General features: G+C 64.1%; 14 protein-coding genes and 1 riboswitch. Of the genes, 11 read left to right on the plus strand and 3 right to left on the minus strand.

Annotated elements, in window-relative coordinates; translation table 11 throughout:
- Positions 1-81 precede the first annotated feature (81 nt).
- A complete protein-coding gene (locus BA190_RS28900) occupies positions 82-789 on the minus strand; it encodes a helix-turn-helix transcriptional regulator (RefSeq protein WP_068296145.1) in 708 nt (235 codons plus the stop codon).
- A gap of 183 nt (positions 790-972) precedes the next feature.
- On the opposite strand from BA190_RS28900, the gene BA190_RS28905 reads away from it, so the two are divergent.
- Complete coding sequence (locus tag BA190_RS28905) at positions 973-2304, plus strand: MFS transporter (protein WP_245314980.1); 1332 nt, start codon at positions 973-975, stop codon at positions 2302-2304.
- A gap of 1 nt (position 2305) precedes the next feature.
- On the opposite strand, the gene BA190_RS28910 is transcribed toward BA190_RS28905, so the two are convergent.
- Positions 2306-3256, minus strand: coding sequence for a LysR family transcriptional regulator (locus tag BA190_RS28910; RefSeq protein ID WP_068296152.1), 951 nt, complete (start codon positions 3254-3256; stop codon positions 2306-2308).
- A gap of 190 nt (positions 3257-3446) precedes the next feature.
- Here BA190_RS28910 and uraD point away from each other — a divergent pair, with 190 nt between their 5' ends.
- Together uraD and BA190_RS28920 are read left to right on the plus strand one after the other, a co-directional pair.
- On the plus strand, positions 3447-3986 hold the full coding sequence (gene uraD / locus BA190_RS28915; protein WP_202908538.1) for a 2-oxo-4-hydroxy-4-carboxy-5-ureidoimidazoline decarboxylase: 540 nt from the start codon (positions 3447-3449) through the stop codon (positions 3984-3986).
- 139 nt (positions 3987-4125) lie between these two features.
- Positions 4126-5463, plus strand: coding sequence for an MFS transporter (locus BA190_RS28920; protein ID WP_068296155.1), 1338 nt, complete (start codon positions 4126-4128; stop codon positions 5461-5463).
- Between the two features lie 65 nt (positions 5464-5528).
- Here the strand turns inward: BA190_RS28920 and BA190_RS28925 are convergent, their stop codons facing one another.
- On the minus strand, positions 5529-6647 hold the full coding sequence (locus tag BA190_RS28925; protein ID WP_068296158.1) for a 2'-deoxycytidine 5'-triphosphate deaminase: 1119 nt from the start codon (positions 6645-6647) through the stop codon (positions 5529-5531).
- Positions 6648-6738: 91 nt separating this feature from the next.
- Positions 6739-6818: riboswitch (SAM riboswitch) on the plus strand.
- Between the two features lie 36 nt (positions 6819-6854).
- Here BA190_RS28925 and BA190_RS28930 point away from each other — a divergent pair.
- From BA190_RS28930 to BA190_RS28965, 8 genes are all read left to right on the plus strand, one after another.
- Entirely contained in the window at positions 6855-8063 is a 1209-nt protein-coding gene (locus tag BA190_RS28930) for an O-succinylhomoserine sulfhydrylase (protein WP_068296160.1), read from the plus strand.
- Between the two features lie 195 nt (positions 8064-8258).
- Positions 8259-9278, plus strand: coding sequence for a xanthine dehydrogenase accessory protein XdhC (gene xdhC / locus BA190_RS28935; protein WP_245314981.1), 1020 nt, complete (start codon positions 8259-8261; stop codon positions 9276-9278).
- A gap of 231 nt (positions 9279-9509) precedes the next feature.
- Positions 9510-11030 carry an ABC transporter ATP-binding protein gene (locus BA190_RS28940; RefSeq protein ID WP_245314982.1) on the plus strand — a complete coding sequence of 507 codons (1521 nt, stop codon included), beginning with the start codon at positions 9510-9512 and terminating at the stop codon, positions 11028-11030.
- Positions 11020-12090 carry an ABC transporter permease gene (locus BA190_RS28945; RefSeq protein WP_068296170.1) on the plus strand — a complete coding sequence of 357 codons (1071 nt, stop codon included), beginning with the start codon at positions 11020-11022 and terminating at the stop codon, positions 12088-12090. The genes BA190_RS28940 and BA190_RS28945 overlap by 11 nt, the downstream gene beginning before the upstream one ends.
- Entirely contained in the window at positions 12090-13025 is a 936-nt protein-coding gene (locus BA190_RS28950) for an ABC transporter permease (RefSeq protein WP_068296172.1), read from the plus strand. Before BA190_RS28945 ends, BA190_RS28950 begins: the two co-directional genes overlap by 1 nt.
- A 72-nt stretch (positions 13026-13097) precedes the next feature.
- Positions 13098-14177: a BMP family ABC transporter substrate-binding protein gene (locus BA190_RS28955; protein WP_068296175.1), complete on the plus strand. Its 1080-nt coding sequence runs from the start codon at positions 13098-13100 to the stop codon at positions 14175-14177.
- Between the two features lie 284 nt (positions 14178-14461).
- Complete coding sequence (locus BA190_RS28960) at positions 14462-15718, plus strand: M20 family metallo-hydrolase (RefSeq protein ID WP_068296178.1); 1257 nt, start codon at positions 14462-14464, stop codon at positions 15716-15718.
- 267 nt (positions 15719-15985) lie between these two features.
- Entirely contained in the window at positions 15986-16867 is an 882-nt protein-coding gene (locus BA190_RS28965; protein ID WP_068296181.1) for a DMT family transporter, read from the plus strand.
- The last annotated feature ends 98 nt before the right edge of the window (positions 16868-16965 follow it).

A 16965-nucleotide genomic window follows, 5' to 3' on the forward strand; every position in this document is an offset into this window, starting at 1 on the left:
TCGACAGCGGAACATTCAAGTGGCTAGGTGGCCTGACCACATGGCCTGAAGAAAGAGACCCGTGTTCTGTGAAAGGAAGCCTTACGCTGCCAGGCTCGACACGGGATCGATGCCAAGTTGTCGTCTGAGTTCGATCCAGCCCTTGGGCGTGACCTGAACAGCCCGCGATTCCCTGCGGCGGCGCAGCCATCCCAGCTTGCACATCGTGCTCAGCAGGTGGACACCGAGCGGGCCGGCGAGATGATGGCTGCGCTCGGTCCAATCCAGGCACTGGCGCGCAAGCCCCCGTGCGGCGGGCTTCAGCGCGGCGACATCGAGGCCGATCGAGTTGAACCAGGCATGGCCGCTGGCCGTGATGTGAAACTGCTTGTCGGCGGCCGCAACGAGATAGCCATGTCCGACAAGACCCTGTGTCACGGCGACGCCCACCTGCCCGGCCAGATGGTCGTAGCAACACCGGCAATAACGCAGTTCACGCGCTTTGCCGCTGATCGCCTTGCGCCGGACCGGCTGGTCTGGTGCGAGCACGGACAGGCGCTCAAGCGCCTCGGCGACATGGCCGCCGGCGAGACGATAATAACGATGGCGCCCTTCCGTCTCGACAGCGAGGAGGCCACCGGCAAGCAGCTTGGCCAGATGGGAACTCGCCGTTTGTGGCGCGATGCGGGCGGCATAGGCCAGTTCGCCGGCCGGCAGGGCACGGCCGTCGAGCAAGGCGGTCAGCATCAGCGCCCGGGCGGGATCGGCGACCAAGAATGCGGCGAAGGCAAAATCCGGGATCTCAGGCATGGCGTCCTCATTCTGGAGTGACTATGCATCAATCCGATATGGCATGCTTCGATGCCGGCCGAAGCATCCGATGCAAACATGGCAGTAAGAAGGGCCTCCAGCCTATGGAGATTACCCGCCATGGAATGCATTCGCACGTCGAACCCATCTCGCTTGCGCCTGCGCCATCGGAGCTTGGCCCTGGTGACATTGTGTTTGGCCGTGCTCATTGCCCAGGTGGATACGGCCGTGGTGAATCTTGCGGTGCGCCCGATCGGAGAAGCCTTTTCATCCGGAATCGGTGCGCTGCAATGGGTCGTGGACGGCTACAATCTCGTCTATGCCGTCATGCTGCTGACGGGTGGCTTGCTCGCCGATCTCAAGGGGCGCCGCCTGATCTTCATGGCCGGCGCCGCGATCTTCACGGCGGCGTCGCTTCTATGCGCTTTCTCGCCCACGATCGGCGTGCTGATCGCGGCGCGGGCGGTGGCCGGCCTTGGTGCGGCGCTGCTGATGCCGTCCTCACTGGCGATCCTGCGCGTCATGTGGCCCGATTCCGCCGAACGGGGGCGAGCGCTGGGGATTTGGGCGGCCTGCAATGGCGTTGCCATGGCGATCGGCCCGACTCTCGGCGGCATTCTGCTGCATGGCTTCGGCTGGCCGAGCATCTTCTTCGTCGTCGTGCCGATCGGCCTGGCCGCCCTGGTCCTGGCAGGCTTGGTCATTCCTGAATCCGCCGATCCCCAGGGGCGGCATTTCGACGGCGGTGCCCAAGCTTTCGGTGCGGTGGCCCTCGGCGGTTTCGCCTTCGCTGCCATCGCAATGCGCGAGATGCCGCCGATCGCGCTGGCAGCCGCATTGCTGGCCATGCTTTCCCTATTTTCCTTTATAACTATCGAGCGAAGACATGGCCATAGAGCAATGGTTCCGCTTGATATTTTCAGAAATGAAATCTTTCGTGGTACCGTTACGGCAACCACCGGCATGACCTTCGGTATGTATGGCACCCTTTTCCTGCTGCCGCTGTTCTGGCAGGAAGCTGGGCGGCTCAGCCCGACGATGGCGGGCCTTGCTTTGATGCCGATGGCCGCGGTGTTCGTCCTGGTTTCGCCCTTTTCCGGCTTTCTGGGCCGAAGGCTCGGTACGCGTATGATGACCGGCGGCGGAGTGGCCATCATCGGTTGCGGCCTGTTGTCGATCGCGGCAGGCGCCCATCATGTCTCGATCCTGCCGGCCGAAATTGGCCTGGGCTTGACCGGCCTCGGCATGGGCATGGCGACCGGCCCGCTGATGGGGGAGGCGGTGGGTGCGGTCGTAGCGGCTCGAGCCGGCACGGCTTCTGCTCTCATCAATGTGGCGCGCATGGTCGGGGCGACGGTCGGCGTTGCCGTCCTCGGCTCGCTCTATGCCGTTCTCGGCGGTGGGGCGGGCGGATTGGCCGGCGCCATGACCGTGGGCGGGGTGGTGCAGATTTTCGCTGCTGCGACGGCCTGGCGAGCGGCTGCCTTGCGCAAACCCGCCGGCAGGCAGGCATAGCCTAGGCCCGCGGCTCCGACTTGGTCGGGCGGGTGGCGTCGATGCTGCTGCGCGAGCGGGCCATGAGGTCGCGCAACCAGCGATGGGTCGGAGCGTGATGCGAGCGCTCATGCCACAATTGATAGAAGGTCATCGCCGGGAAGCGGATCGGTGAGTTGCGGATGGCCAGGGGAAGGAACGCTGCGAAATAACGCGCGAAATGGCGGCTGGTCGTGAAGATGAGATCGGATTCGAGCAGCAGATAGGGGGCCATGCCGAAATAGGACAGGGCCACGGTCCGCTCGCGGACGAGGCGCTGGCGGCTCAGATGAGTTTCGACGAGGCCGCGATGGGCGACCGAATAGGACACCGGCACGATATGGGCCGCGGCAAGATAGTCGGCCTGGGTGATCGGGCCATGCGCCAGCCGATGTTGGGCACCCATGACACAGACCACCTCGTCCTCGAGCAGGACGGATCGGCGCAGATAATTCGGCGGTGATGGCCAGTTGCCGATCACCGTGTCGATCTCTCCCTTGGCCAGGGCGCTCTCGAAGTCGAAATCGGGGCCTAGCGCCCGGATGACGAGCCGCACATTCGGCGCCTCGCGCCGGGCGGCTGCGATGACATCCCCCAGAAAGATGGGGGCGAGGTAATCGGGGGATGCAATGGTAAAGCTGTGATTGCTCGCCGATATGTCGAACGGTGCGATATCCTCCGCCAGGGCTTCGGCGTCCATCAGCAGCGCCTGGATACGGGGCAGGATCGTCAGGGCACGGTCGGTCGGCACCATTCCGCCGCGTCCGCGCATCAGCAGTTGATCGCCGAAATGCTCGCGCAGCCGGCCCAGGACGAGGCTGACCGCGGGTTGCGACATTTCCAGGCGCACGGCGGCGCGCGACACGCTGCGTTCGCTCATCAGGATGCAGAAGACACGAAGCAGACTGAGATCAACCAGCGTATCCTTCTTCATTCATCGTCCCCCGTTCAGGGTTGGCATCCAGGGTCTGCCTCGTCGATGTCGATCGGTTATTATTCGATTTTTCTAATATTGATCATTCATCTCATCAAATTGACCTAATATTTGTCAAGGCGCATGCTTTTTCCCACGGGAATTCGGAAATCCCGCCAAAGAGCAACGATAAATCCCGGGGAGCGGCGCCTTGATCGATCTGATGAGCTTGAATGCTGCAAGCCGCGAGGCGTTCACTGCCCGGCTGGGACCGGTTTTTGAGAATTCCCGATGGGTCGCCGAAGCGGTCTGGCAGCGCAGGCCATTCGATACCATCGAGAACCTGCATGCTGCGATGATGGCGGTCGTGCTCGGCCAGGACGAGGCCAGCATCGTGGCCTTCCTCAACGCGCATCCCGATCTCGCGGGTCACGAGGCCAAGCAGGGCACGATGACGGCGGAATCGGTGGAGGAGCAGGGGACGGCAGGGCTCGACCGGCTCAGTGCTTTGGAAGTCGCCGAGATGGACGAGTTGAACCGCAAATATCGCGTTCGCCATGGCTTCCCGTTCATCGTCTGCGTGCGGCACTACACCAGGCTCGGGATTTTTGCCGAGTTCCGTCATCGCATCGGGTGCCGCAGCGACGACGAGCGGCGCGAGGCGCTGCGGCAGATCGGTCTCATCAGTCGCTATCGGCTGGATGCCTTGTTCCATCACGAAGCCAGGCAGGCCGTAGCGCCTGCCGCCTGACGACAGAAGGGGCCATCCCTGGACGGGCCGACGGGCGTGCTGCTGCCGGCTTCATGGCGGCGCGTTGAATATCGGTGGCGGCGGATCGAAGATCGCCGTCGCAAAGCCGGTCAATCAATAAGATATCTGGGAGAAAACCATGACCGCGAATGCGATGATCGAGCCGGGCGGTGCGATTACGGAGGCTACCTCTCCGCAGGTGGAGGCGCTCTACAAGAAGGTGATCTGGCGCCTGCTTCCCTTCCTGATGTTCCTGTGGGTGCTGGCGTGGATCGACCGCGTCAATGTCGGCTTTGCCAAGCTGACCATGCTTCAGGACCTGCAGTTCAGCGAGACGGTCTATGGCCTCGGTGCCGGCGTGTTCTTCCTCGGCTATTTCTTCTTCGAAGTGCCGAGCAACATGCTGCTCGAGCGGATAGGCGCCAAGCGGACGCTGGCTCGCATCACCATCGGCTGGGGCATCATCTGCGTCTTGATGATGTTCGTCACCAAGCCCTGGCAGTTCTACAGCCTGCGCTTCCTGCTCGGCGTGTTCGAGGCCGGTTTCTACCCTGGCGTCATCCTCTATCTCACTTATTGGTTCCCGTCGCTGCGCCGCGCCAAGGTCTTTGGCCTGTTCATGTCGGCCTCGGCCCTGGCCGGTGTCCTGGGCGGCCCGGTTGCCGGTACCATCATGACCCAACTCGGCGGCGTGAACGGCTGGGCGGGTTGGCAGTGGGTGTTCCTGCTGGAAGGCATCCCATCCATCTTGGCTGGCCTGGCAACCCTCTATTATCTGACCGACAAGCCCGAGCATGCCCATTGGTTGAGCGCCGACGAGCGGCAACTGCTGATCGGCGATCTGGAGCGCGACCGCCAGGCGCTCGGTCATCGTGAGCACAGCGTGCTGCAGTCGCTGAAGAACCCGATCGTGTGGAAGTTCATCGCCATCTTCTTCTGCATCATCATGGCCAATTCCGCGCTGACATTCTTCGGCCCCACCATCGTGCGGGAGGTCGGCTTCACCAATCCGGCCACGGTGGGCTGGATCATGGCGGCGATCTATGCTTGCGGCGCCGCCGGCATGATCTCCAACGGCATCCATTCCGACCGTGCCAACGAGGTGCGCTACCATTGCGGCCTGGCGGCGCTGGCCGGGGCGATCGGTCTCACCGTCCTCGGCTTCGTGGTGCCGGGCAGTGCGCCGATCGCCTTGCTGGCCCTGGGGTTGGCGGTCGTCGGCACGATGTCGGCGATCCCGGTGTTCTGGCAGATGCCCAACCACTTCCTGGCCGGTTCGGCCGCCGCCGTCGGCATCGCCCTGATCAATTCGGTGGCCAATCTCGCCGGCTTCGGCGCCCCTTATCTGATGGGGTATCTCAAGGATGCCGGCGCCATATCGAACGGCCTGTGGATCGTCGCAGTGGTCGAGGCGGCCACCTTCCTGCTGATCGTGAAATTCGTCGCGCCCTTTGAACGGCGCTCGAAGGCGGCTTGACCTCGTCAATGCCATCAAACGAAAAGGGCGGCTCCAGCGGGCCGCCCTTTTCCACGTGGCGAGACCTATCGGAAATGCTTCGACAGCTTCAGCGCCTGGCCCTGATAATTCGAGTTGAGGCCTGAACCGTAGAGAATCTGCGGGCGTTCGAGCATGCGCTCATAGATCAGCCGCCCGACGATCTGGCCGTCCTCGACGATGAAGGGAACTTCGCGCGAACGCACTTCGAGCACGGCCCGGGCCGCCTCCATGCCGTCGGGCGAATAGCCGAAGCCTGGGTCGAAGAAGCCGGCGTAATGCACGCGGAACTCACCCACCAGCGGATCGAACGGCACCATTTCGGCCGCGAATTCCGGCGGCACATGCACGGCTTCCTTGGAGGCCAGGATGTAGAACTCGTCCGGGTCGAGGATCATGTCGTTCTTGCCGCGATGCGGGATCGGCTCCCAGAAATCGAGGAGGTCGCAGGCCGCACGCTTGTCGACGTCGATCACGGCGGTGTGCCGCTTGGCGCGATAGCCGACGATGCCGTCGCCGAAGCCGGTGAGGTCGACGGAGACGGCGACGCCGCCGGCGATGTCCGGATCTGGCGATGAGACCAGGCCCATGCGGCGCTGCAATTCGCGCAACGAGGCATCGTCGATGCGGGCCTCGCCGCGGCGGAAACGGATCTGGCTGAGGCGCGATCCCGTCCGGACCAGTACCGGGAAGGTGCGCGGGCCGATCTCGGCATAGAGCGGGCCGTCATAGCCGGCCTCGACCTGGTCGAAGGCGCGGGCATGGTCGGTGATCACCCGGGTGAAGACATCGAGGCGGCCGGTCGAACTCTTCGGATTGGTGGAGGCAAGAACGCCGTCCGGCATCTTCAGGCTTTCCAGCAGGGGCACGATGTAGACACAGCCCGTCTCCAGCACGGCGCCTTTGGTCAGGTCGATCTCGTGCAGGGCAAGGTCGGCGATGCGCTCGGCCACGGTGCTGCGCGGCCCCGGCAGGAAGCTTGCCCGCATGCGGTAGGCCTTGGCACCCAGGCGCAGGTCGAGGCTGGCCGGCTGGATCTGGTCGGCGGCCAGAGGCTGCTCGATGCGGACGGCACCCGCCTCGACCAGCCCGGCAATCGCCTGGGAGGGCAGGATGCCATGGCTATGCAGGATGCCTTGGGAATGCAGGATGTTCGCGGACGGCATGGCTCTCGCTTTTTGCTGCCAGTTTTGGCGTATCTCGGTCTTGCTAGACGAAACCATGCATTGACGCCATCGGGGAGTAGGTCTACTCAACAGTCTTCGTCGTGGTGGATTTGGGCCGGCCGGCTTGCAGCCACGTAAAACAACTCGCTAAAGGGCCGTGGGAAAGAGCGCTGGCGCTCGACTTGCGGCTATTCAGGATTGCCGCAGATGACCAAGCCTTTGACTTCAGCACCTTCCACCCGGGAATTGCAGCCGGCGACCCGGCTCGTGCATGCCGGCACGCTGCGCTCGCAATATGCCGAGACCTCGGAGGCGCTGTTCCTCACCCAGGGGTTCGTCTATGAAAGCGCCGAACAGGCGGAAGCCCGCTTCAAGGGCGAGGATGCCGGCTTCATCTATAGCCGCTTCTCCAATCCCACCGTGGCGATGTTCGAACAGCGCATGGCGGAACTGGAGGGAGCCGAAGCCGCCCGCGCCACCGCCTCCGGCATGGCCGCCGTCACCGCGACCCTGATCGGCCAGCTCAAGGCCGGCGATCACGTCGTCGCCGCCAAGGCGCTGTTCGGTTCCTGTCGCTATGTCATCGAAGAGCTGCTGCCGCGCTTCGGCGTCACCTCGACCCTGGTCGACGGCACCGAACTGGCCCAGTGGCAGGCGGCCGTGCGGCCGGAGACCAAGGTGTTCTTCCTGGAAAGCCCGACCAATCCCACGCTCGAGATCCTCGACATCGCGGCCATCGCCAGGATCGCCAAGAGCGCCGGCGCTACGCTGGTGGTGGACAACGTCTTCGCCACGCCGCTGTTGCAGAGCCCGCTCGCACTCGGCGCCGATTGCGTGGTCTATTCCGCCACCAAGCACATTGACGGGCAGGGCCGCTGTCTGGCTGGCGTGATCCTGGCGTCGGAAAAGTTCATCAACGACCACATCCATACCTATCTGCGCCAGACCGGTCCCTCGATCTCGCCCTTCAATGCCTGGGTGATGCTCAAGGGCCTGGAGACGCTGGAACTGCGGGTCGAGCGCCAGATCGCCAATGCGGCCAAGGTCGCCGACGCCCTGGCTGCCCACAAGGCGATCGAGCGCGTGATCTATCCTTTCCGCGACGACCATCCGCAGGCCGAACTGGCGCGCCGCCAGATGAAGGCGGGCGGCACGCTGGTGACCTTCGAGGTCAAGGGCGGCAAGGCGGCGGCGTTCAAGGTCGCCAATGCCCTGAAGATCACCCGCATTTCCAACAATCTCGGCGACACCAAGAGCCTGCTCACCCATCCCTCGACCACCACCCATCAGCGCTTCGAGGAAGATGCGCGCCTCGGCATGGGCATCCGCCAGGGCATGCTGCGTTTCTCCGCCGGCATCGAGAGCGCCGACGACCTGATCGCCGATTTCGAGCAGGCGCTCGACAAGGCCCTGTAATCGGGAGGCTGGTCTTCAGACCGACCCTTCAAGATGTTTACACAAGGCTAGAAACTGAATGGAACGACGTGGGGGGCTGCGCTATCTCGACAACGAGGGAGCGCCATACGGACACAATGGCTTGCAAGAACCGGCCTCCCGATTGGGCTTTGGCCGTGTCCCACTCGGCGCTATCATGCTGGCGTCAAAACCGGCATGGGTGCGGGCAGAGCGATGGGGATCTTCGCGACGCTGAAGGCCATGGTCGAGCGCGACGGGCGCGCCGTGCTCGTCACCATCATGGACGTGCGCGGGTCGAGCCCGCGCGAGGCGGGGACGCGCATGGCCGTGCGGGCAGACGGCGCCTTTTCCGGCACGGTCGGGGGCGGCACCCTGGAATGGCAGGTACTTGCCGAAGCGCAGGCGCTGCTGTCGGCCGGGGAGGGGCGCCGCATGCGTTCCCTGGACAAGGCGCTGGGACCCGACCTCGGCCAATGCTGCGGCGGCCGGGTCGGCCTGATGCTGGAACGCCTGGAGCGAGAGGATCTCGTCTGGTTGAACGATCTCGCGACGCCACCGGCCGGTGGAGGCCGGGTCAGTATCGGCATCCCGCATGACCGGGGCGGCTTCGTGCGTCGTCCCGCCAGCGACGAAGAGGCATTGGGGCTGCCCGCCGGTGCGGCCAGCCGCTTCCTGCCGGACGGACGCCTGCTCGAAAGACTGGAGCCCGTGAACCCGTCTCTCTATCTGTTCGGAGCCGGCCATGTTGGCAGGGCCCTGATCCTGGCGCTGGCGCCCCTGCCGGTCGAGGTGGTCTGGTGCGATTCCCGGCCCGACGCCTTCCCGAGTCATGTGCCTCAGCATGTGGTGCTCAGGCGTGATGCCGAGCCCGAGGCTATCCTGGCGGGGGCGCCCGATCATGCGCGCATCGTCGTGATGACGCATAGCCACGCGCTCGACCTCGCCATCGTTTCGACGGCCTTGGCAGCGGACCGCTTCGCCTATGTCGGCGTGATCGGCTCCCAGACCAAGCGGGCTCGCTTCGTCTCGCAATTGCGGCAAGCCGGCCTCGACGAACGCTTGATCGAGAGCATGACCTGCCCGATCGGCATACCAGGCGTCGAGGGCAAGGAGCCGGCGGTGATCGCGGCTTCCGTCGTGGCCCAGATCTTGCAGCTACCCCGTCAGGTCGGCAGTCGGTTGCCGGTCGTGAAAGGTCATCGGCGTCTCGGCTAGAGCAAAACGCGTTCAAGTGTGAACGACTATTTGCTCTAGTTCATTGGTTCCAAGCCAATCCAAAAGATTGGCTAGAGCGTCTTTGCGATTCGAGGCGATTCCGCCACATCGCAAAACGCTATGGTCCCGGTACGTCGCTGAGTTGGGGAAAAGCTGCGTTACCATGCCTGAACTCTTCGCATCTGCCTTGTTTGCGCCTATGAATTGGGCACGTCCATGAATGTGGCAGCAATGGCAGACGCTCACACGCCCCTGATCGAAGCGAGGGGTATCGTCAAGATCTTCGGCGCGCTGAGAGCGAATGACGGCATCGATCTCAAGATCATGCCGCATGAGATTCACGCTTTGCTAGGCGAGAACGGCGCCGGCAAGTCGACCTTCGTCAAGATTCTCTACGGCCTGCTCCAGCCCAACGAGGGGCAGCTCTTCTGGGAAGGACAGCCGATCCAGTTGCCGCGCCCGGCGGTTGCCCGGGCCATGGGCATCGGCATGGTGTTCCAGCATTTCTCGCTGTTCGACAATCTCAGCGTGGCCGAGAACGTCGCCCTGGCCCAGCCGCCCGGCACGAAATTGCGGGATGTCGAGGAAGGTATCGCGGCAGTGTCCGCTGCCTACGGCCTGCCGCTCGAGCCGCGCCGGCCGGTGCATACGCTTTCGGTGGGAGAGCGTCAGCGCATCGAGATCGTGCGCTGCCTGATGCAGAACCCCAAGCTGCTCATTCTGGATGAGCCCACCTCGGTGCTGACGCCGCAGGAGGCCGACCAGCTCTTCCTTACTCTCGAACGCATCACCGGCGAGGGCAGGGCGGTGCTCTACATCTCTCACCGGCTGGAGGAGGTGAAGCGGCTGTGCCAGACGGCGACCGTGTTGCGCCATGGCAAGCGCGTGGCGACCTGCGATCCGCGTGGGGAAACCGCTGCCAGCCTCGCCCGCATGATGGTAGGCGCCGATGTCGCCATGGTCGAGCATGGTCGGCTCGCCAACCGGGACGGGCCCGTACGCCTGGCGCTGAAGGGGTTGAATCTGCCGGCCGAAGACCTGCATGGCACCGCGCTGAAGGACATCACGCTGAATGCCCGGGGCGGCGAGATTCTCGCCATTGCCGGTGTGGCAGGCAATGGCCAGAGCGAACTCTTCGCGGCCATCTCCGGCGAGCGCACGGTCGGGCCGGAGGCGGTGGCCGTTGACGGCAAGCCTGTGGGCGCGCTCGGCGTTACCGAGCGCCGGCGCTTGCGCGCCGCTTTCGTGCCCGAGGAGCGTCTCGGTCATGCGGCGGCGCCGCGCATGACACTCTCGCAGAATGCACTGCTGACAGGCCATGCCGCCAATGGCCTGGTGTCCTACGGCATGGTCGACATGCGCAAGGCCTCGGCCGAAGCGGCAAAGATCTCCGGCACGTTCGACGTGCGCAAGGGCAAGCCCGACCCCGAGGCCGGCTCGCTCTCCGGCGGCAATCTCCAGAAATTCGTGGTGGGCCGCGAGATGCTGCGCGAACCTGGCGTGCTGGTGGTGAACCAGCCGACCTGGGGCGTGGATGCCGGCGCCGCCGCCCTGATCCGGCAGGCCTTGATCGACCTGTCGCGGCGCGGTGCGGCGGTAGTGGTGATCAGCCAGGATCTCGACGAGATCTTCGAGGTGGCCGACCATATCGCGGTCATCCATCACGGCCGCCTGTCAGCGCCGGAGCCCGTGTCGGCCATGAGTCTGGAGAGGATCGGGCTGCTGATGGGGGGCGCCGATCATGAGGCTTGAACTCGAAAAGCGGGCCGAGCGCTCCATAGGCATGGCTCTGGTCTCGCCGCTCATCGCCATCCTGCTCACGGTGGTTTCGGCAGCCATCATCTTCGCCCTCTATGGCAAGCCGCCCGGCGAGGCGCTCTACGTCTATTTCATCAAGCCGCTGACCGGGCTGCGTACCGCCCAGGAACTGGTGGTGCGCGCGACGCCCCTGGTGATGATCGCCGTCGGCCTGTCGCTCTGCTACATCTCCAACAACTGGAACATCGGTGCCGAAGGCCAATACATCATCGGCGCTACGGTGGGCGGGGGCATTGCCCTCATGTTCCAGGGCCAGACGCCGTTCTACGCCGTGCCGCTCATCCTCCTCGGCGGCATCGTCGGCGGTGCGCTCTGGGGCCTGATCCCGGCGATCCTGAAGACGCGCTTCAATACCAACGAGATCCTGACCAGCCTGATGCTGGTCTATATCGCCGACAAGATCCTCGATTATTGCGTGCGCGGCCCCTGGCGCGACCCTGCCGGGCTGAACTTTCCGCTCACCGCCAATTTCGACAATACGCTGCCGGCCTTGTTCCGGCGCAGCCCGATCCATCTCGATTCCATCTTCGCGCTGCTGGTGGTGGCCGCCGCTGCGGTGTTGCTGTGGCGCGGCCTAAAGGGCTTCGAGATCCGCCTTCTCGGGCAGGCACCGCGCGCGGCCCTGTTCGCCGGCTTTTCGCCCAGGAAGATGACCCTGTTCGTCTTTGCGGTCTCGGGCGGCCTTGCCGGGCTCGCCGGCATCAGCGTGGCTGACGGGACGATGGGCCTGCTGCAGCTTCCCTTCGCCAGCGGCTATGGCTTTAGCGCCATCATCGTCGCCTTTCTCGGCCGGCTCAATCCGGTAGGCATCCTGTTCGCCGGCCTGTTGCTGGCGCTGTCCTATCTCGGTGGCGAGGCGGCCCAGATCTCGCTCAAGGTGCCGATTGGCATCACCAGCGTGATCCAGGGGCTGCTGCTGTTCTACGTGCTCGCCTGCGACACGCTCATTCTCTATCGCATCCGTATCGTGCGCGGCGCAGCCAAGGTGGCCTGATGAATCTCACCGAAGCGATCATCCTCACTATCATCACCTCCTCGACGCCTTTCGTGCTCGCCGGCATCGGCGAACTGGTCGTGGAACGCTCCGGCGTCCTCAATCTCGGGGTCGAGGGCATGATGATCATGGGCACGGTCTCGGGCTTTGCCATTGCCTACATGACCGGCAGCGCGCCGCTCGGCTTTCTTGCCGCGGTCATGGCCGGCATGGTCTTCGCGGCGCTTTTCGCCTTCATGACCCTGGGGCTCGCCGCCAACCAGGTCGCCTCCGGGCTAGCCCTGACCATTCTCGGCCTCGGCCTGTCCGATCTCCTCGGCACCGGTTTTGTCGGGCTCAACCGCGCCAAGATCCCATCGCTCGACATTCCCGGCCTGACCGACATTCCCGTGATCGGGCCGATCCTGTTTGGCCAGGACGCCCTGGTCTATCTGTCGATCGCGCTGGTCGCCGGTGTCTGGTGGTTCCTCTATCGCAGCAGAGGTGGCCTGATCCTGCGAGCCGTCGGCGAGAACCACGTCTCCGCTCATGCGCTCGGTTATCCCGTCCGACTCATTCGCTTCGGGGCCGTGCTGTTTGGCGGAGCCTGCGCGGGCCTGGGCGGGGCCTATCTCTCCCTGGCCGACACGCCCTTCTGGGGGACAGGCATGACGGCCGGCCGCGGCTGGATCGCCTTGGCGCTGGTGGTGTTCGCGTCCTGGCGCCCCTGGCGACTATTGCTGGGCGCCTATTTCTTCGGAGCCATCTGGATCGGCAATCTGCACATGCAGGCGCTGGGGGGCTCTCTGCCGCACTGGCTGGTCTGGCCGCCGCAATTCTGGACGGGCCTGCCCTATCTGGCCACGGTGATCGTGCTGGTGATGATCTCGGCCGGCAAGGGGCGGCGCGGCGTGGCGCCCGGTTCGCTCGGCACCGCTTTCGTGCCCGATCGCTGATTTCCACTGCCGCCGGGCATGGGCCATGGCCCGGCGTTTCGATCCGTATGGCCCGCCATGAGGGGAAACTCGATGAAAAAAACGATATTGGCAGCCCTGGCCGTTTGCGGCCTCATGGCCGGTGCCGGGGTAACCTCGGCCGGTGCCGAGGAGAAGCTCAAGGTGGGCTTCATCTATGTCGGCCCGGTTGGCGATTTCGGCTGGTCCTACCAGCACGATGTCGGCCGCAAGGCGCTGGTGAAGGCGCTCGGCGACAAGGTCGAGACCACCTATGTCGAGAGCGTGCAGGAAGGCCCCGATGCCCAGCGCGCCATCGAGAACCTCGCCGATTCCGGCCACAAGCTGATCTTCACCACCTCCTTCGGCTACATGGACCCCACCATCAAGGCGGCCAAGAACTTTCCGGACGTGAAGTTCGAGCATGCCACCGGTTTCAAGCGGGCCGAGAATGTCTCGACCTATGCCGGGCGTTTCTACGAAGGGCGCTATGTCGAGGGCGTGATCGCCGCCAAGATGTCCAAGAGCGGCATCGTCGGCTATGTCGCGCCGTTCCCGATCCCCGAAGTGATCTCGGGCATCAATTCCTTCATGCGCGGTGCTCAATCGGTGCGCCCGGACATGAAGATCAAGATCGTCTGGACCTCGAGCTGGTATGATCCCGGCAAGGAAGCGGACGCTTCCAAGGCATTGATCGCGCAGGGCGCCGACATCCTGGCGACCCATACCGACAGTCCCGCCGCCACCCAGGCCGCGGCCGAGAAGGGCATCAACTCCTTCGGCCAGGACTCGGACATGATCGCCTTCGGCCCGAAGACCCAGCTCACCGCCATCATCAATCATTGGGACGACTATTACATCGAGCGCACCAAGGCGGTGCTGGATGGGACCTGGAAGTCGGAAGACACCTGGGAAGGCCTCGACAAGGGCATGGTCAAGATGGCGCCCTACACCAACATGCCCGACGATGTGAAGAAGCTGGCAGAAGAAACCGAAGCTGGACTCAAATCCGGCAAGATCCATCCCTTTACCTGCCCCGTGGTGAACCAGCAGGGCGAGACGGTGGAATGCAAGGGCGGTGACAAGCTCGATGCCTCGCAGATCCTCGGCATGAACTGGTACGTCAAGGGCATCGACGACAAGTTCCCGAACTGATCGGCCATTGCGTGCGCAGGGATCAACACTTGCGTGCTCATCGATCCATGACCTGTGATTGCCGGTCTTTACACTTGACCCGGCAATCCAGCCTGGATCTCGGCGTTGCGCGTGCGGCCTCTGGATAGCCGGGACCAGCCCGGCTATGACAATTCGGAGCGCTTCCGGAATGTCCTGCTGACGAGGCCGACACACGCCATGCCGTTTGATCGTACCCGACTCGATGTCGTTCGCCGTTCCCAGACCTTGCTGTCGAGGGAGCAGATGCGTTGATCGAACGGGCGATGGCATTGGGCCGCGAGGCCGAAGGCATGATCCGTGCCCTGGCGATGATCAGTGCCGAGGAAGGGCGCCTGACGCGTCTCTACCTCACTCCAGAGCACCGCCAGGCGGCGGACCTCGTGGCTCGCTGGATGACGGAAACAGGACTGGAAGTCAGCGAGGATGCGCTCGGCACGGTTCGAGGCCGGCTGGCGCCGTCATCGGGAACGCGCAATGCCGTGCAGCGGCTGCTGATCGGCTCGCATATCGACACGGTGATCGATGCCGGTGCCTATGACGGCACGTTCGGCGTCATCGCCGGTATCCTGGCGACGCGCGAGATTGTCCGCAAGCATGGCGCCATGCCCTTCGGCATCGACGTCCTCGCCTTCGGCGACGAGGAGAGCTCTCGCTTCGCGACGACGTTGCTCGGCTCCGAGGCCGTGGCGGGGCGCTTCGATCCGGCAGTCCTGCAGATCGAATCCAGCGACGGCGTCAAGCTGGCGGATGCCTTGCGGCTCTATGGCAAGGATCCGGACGCCATTCCCTCGGCCGCCTATGAGCCCGGCGAGGCGGCGGCCTATGTCGAGGTTCATATCGAGCAGGGCCCTGTGCTGGAAGAGGCCGGCGAGGGACTCGGTGTCGTGACGGCGATCGCCAGCCAGATACGCTATTCGGTGACGGTCGTGGGCGAAGCCGGCCATGCCGGTACGGTACCGATGGCGCTGCGGCGGGACGCCTTCTCGGCTTGCGCCGAAATGGCGCTTGCGCTCGAACGCCTTGCCGGAAGCCATGCCGATGATTTCATGGTCGGCACCATCGGCAAGCTGAGCCTGTCGCCCGGTGCCTCCAACGTCATTCCGGCCCGTATCGTATTTACGGTCGATCTGCGCTCTCAGAGTGATGCCAGGCGTGTGGAAGCGATGAACGCCTTGCGCGCGGAGTTCCTCGCCATTGCCGAACGACGCGGTGTTTCGGCCTGGATCGAGCAGACCTATGAGGCCAAGGCGGAGCCCTGCGATCCCGCGCTTCAGGCCGGATTTGCGGCAGCGATCGCTGCCCAGGGCGGCAAGGCGGTTCATTTGCCGTCGGGAGCCGGGCATGACGCCCAGTCGCTGGCCGCCCTCTGTCCGATCGGCATGCTGTTCGTTCGCTGCCGCGGCGGCATCAGCCACAATCCTGCGGAATTCACCTCGATTCGCGACATGGGGCTGGCCGTGACGGCCCTCATCGATTTCATCGAGAAGTTCGACCCCCTGCAGGAGTCGGCGAAGAATTGAGGGGGGACTGCCAGGTCATGTAAAAAGATCGAAATGTCCTTTCAAAATTAGATAAATGACCTTCTTTGCCTTGCATCAGCTATATATCTCGCTCTGTTGCCCAAATAGAATGATGCCATCCTTCCGAAGCTCGACGATACGGGCGAGAAGGGCGGAAGGGTTGTGAACGTGGACAGGCCTGCTTTTGGTAAGGCCTACAATCATCGTCCAGCCACTCTGCGCTTTGCCGCTTCGATGGTGTAGAAGCACAGCCCTGGGGAGGGGACTTTGCAGGACAATTCAAGCAGCGCGGCAGCAGGGGCCGCCCCATCGACGTCGCAGACAGGCCTGGCCCTGCTCATGCTCACATGTTCGATGGTTTCGGTGCAGCTCGGCGCAGCCCTGGCTCATCCCACCATGGCTGAATATGGCCCCTTCGCCACCACTTGGGGCCGGCTGGCCTGGGCCGCGATCATCCTGGGCATCATCGTTCGCCCCGACATCCGCCGCTATCACCGGCGTGAAATTCTGGTCGCCCTGGCGCTGGGAGCGACCATCGCCATGATGACGCTCTTTTTCTTCGTGGCGATCACCCGCGTGCCGCTGGGTCTGGTGGTTGCCATCGAGTTCCTGGGACCGCTGGGCGTCGCCGCTCTCGGCTTTGCCCGCAGCTGGCGCCTGATCTGGCTGGTGTTGGCCTTTGCCGGCGTGCTCTTGCTGGTGCGAAACCAGGCTGGCTGGAGCGTCGACATGCTCGGCTTCCTGTTCGCGATTGCCGCGGGGACCGGCTGGGCTGCCTACATCTTGTTGAGCAAGCGCATCGGCAAAGTGTTCAAGGGACTGGAGGGGCTGGCGATCTCCTTCGCGGCGGCCGCGCTGATATCGACGCCTTTCGGCCTGTACGAAACCGGCTTCACGCTTCCCGGCGGCCTTGCCGCGCAGACGATCGGCTTGGCCGTGCTGACGCCGCTGCTGCCCTATGCCCTCGAAATGATGGCGCTGCGGCGCCTGTCCTCGGCCACCTTCGGGATCTTGATGAGCGCGGAGCCCGGTATCGGTGCGCTGGCCGGCTATCTTGTCCTCAATGAGCCGCTCAGCCCGCAGCAGATCGGCGGCATCGCACTCGTGATGATCGCCAGCGCGGGTGCCGTCATCAGCGCGCGGGAGTAGGGGACGGCAATCACACCGCCAGCATAAAGCTTGAATAACCGACTCCGTCATTGCGAGCGAAGCGAAGCAATCCAGGAGCCATAAACTCTGTGTCTTCA

The sequence above is a fragment of the Labrys sp. WJW genome (assembly GCF_001676615.1).
GTDB lineage: Bacteria > Pseudomonadota > Alphaproteobacteria > Rhizobiales > Labraceae > Labrys > Labrys sedimenti.

Bases quoted from the DNA above. Each gene is read 5' to 3' on its own strand.
- xdhC (WP_245314981.1), top strand. From the start codon at position 8,259: ATGGGTGCGGGCAGAGCGATGGGGATCTTCGCGACGCTGAAGGCCATG.
- BA190_RS28930 (WP_068296160.1), top strand. From the start codon at position 6,855: ATGACCAAGCCTTTGACTTCAGCACCTTCCACCCGGGAATTGCAGCCG.
- BA190_RS28940 (WP_245314982.1), top strand. From the start codon at position 9,510: ATGGCAGACGCTCACACGCCCCTGATCGAAGCGAGGGGTATCGTCAAG.
- BA190_RS28910 (WP_068296152.1), bottom strand. From the start codon at position 3,256: ATGAAGAAGGATACGCTGGTTGATCTCAGTCTGCTTCGTGTCTTCTGC.
- BA190_RS28960 (WP_068296178.1), top strand. From the start codon at position 14,462: ATGGCATTGGGCCGCGAGGCCGAAGGCATGATCCGTGCCCTGGCGATG.
- BA190_RS28945 (WP_068296170.1), top strand. From the start codon at position 11,020: ATGAGGCTTGAACTCGAAAAGCGGGCCGAGCGCTCCATAGGCATGGCT.
- BA190_RS28955 (WP_068296175.1), top strand. From the start codon at position 13,098: ATGAAAAAAACGATATTGGCAGCCCTGGCCGTTTGCGGCCTCATGGCC.
- BA190_RS28950 (WP_068296172.1), top strand. From the start codon at position 12,090: ATGAATCTCACCGAAGCGATCATCCTCACTATCATCACCTCCTCGACG.
- BA190_RS28920 (WP_068296155.1), top strand. From the start codon at position 4,126: ATGACCGCGAATGCGATGATCGAGCCGGGCGGTGCGATTACGGAGGCT.
- BA190_RS28925 (WP_068296158.1), bottom strand. From the start codon at position 6,647: ATGCCGTCCGCGAACATCCTGCATTCCCAAGGCATCCTGCATAGCCAT.
- BA190_RS28900 (WP_068296145.1), bottom strand. From the start codon at position 789: ATGCCTGAGATCCCGGATTTTGCCTTCGCCGCATTCTTGGTCGCCGAT.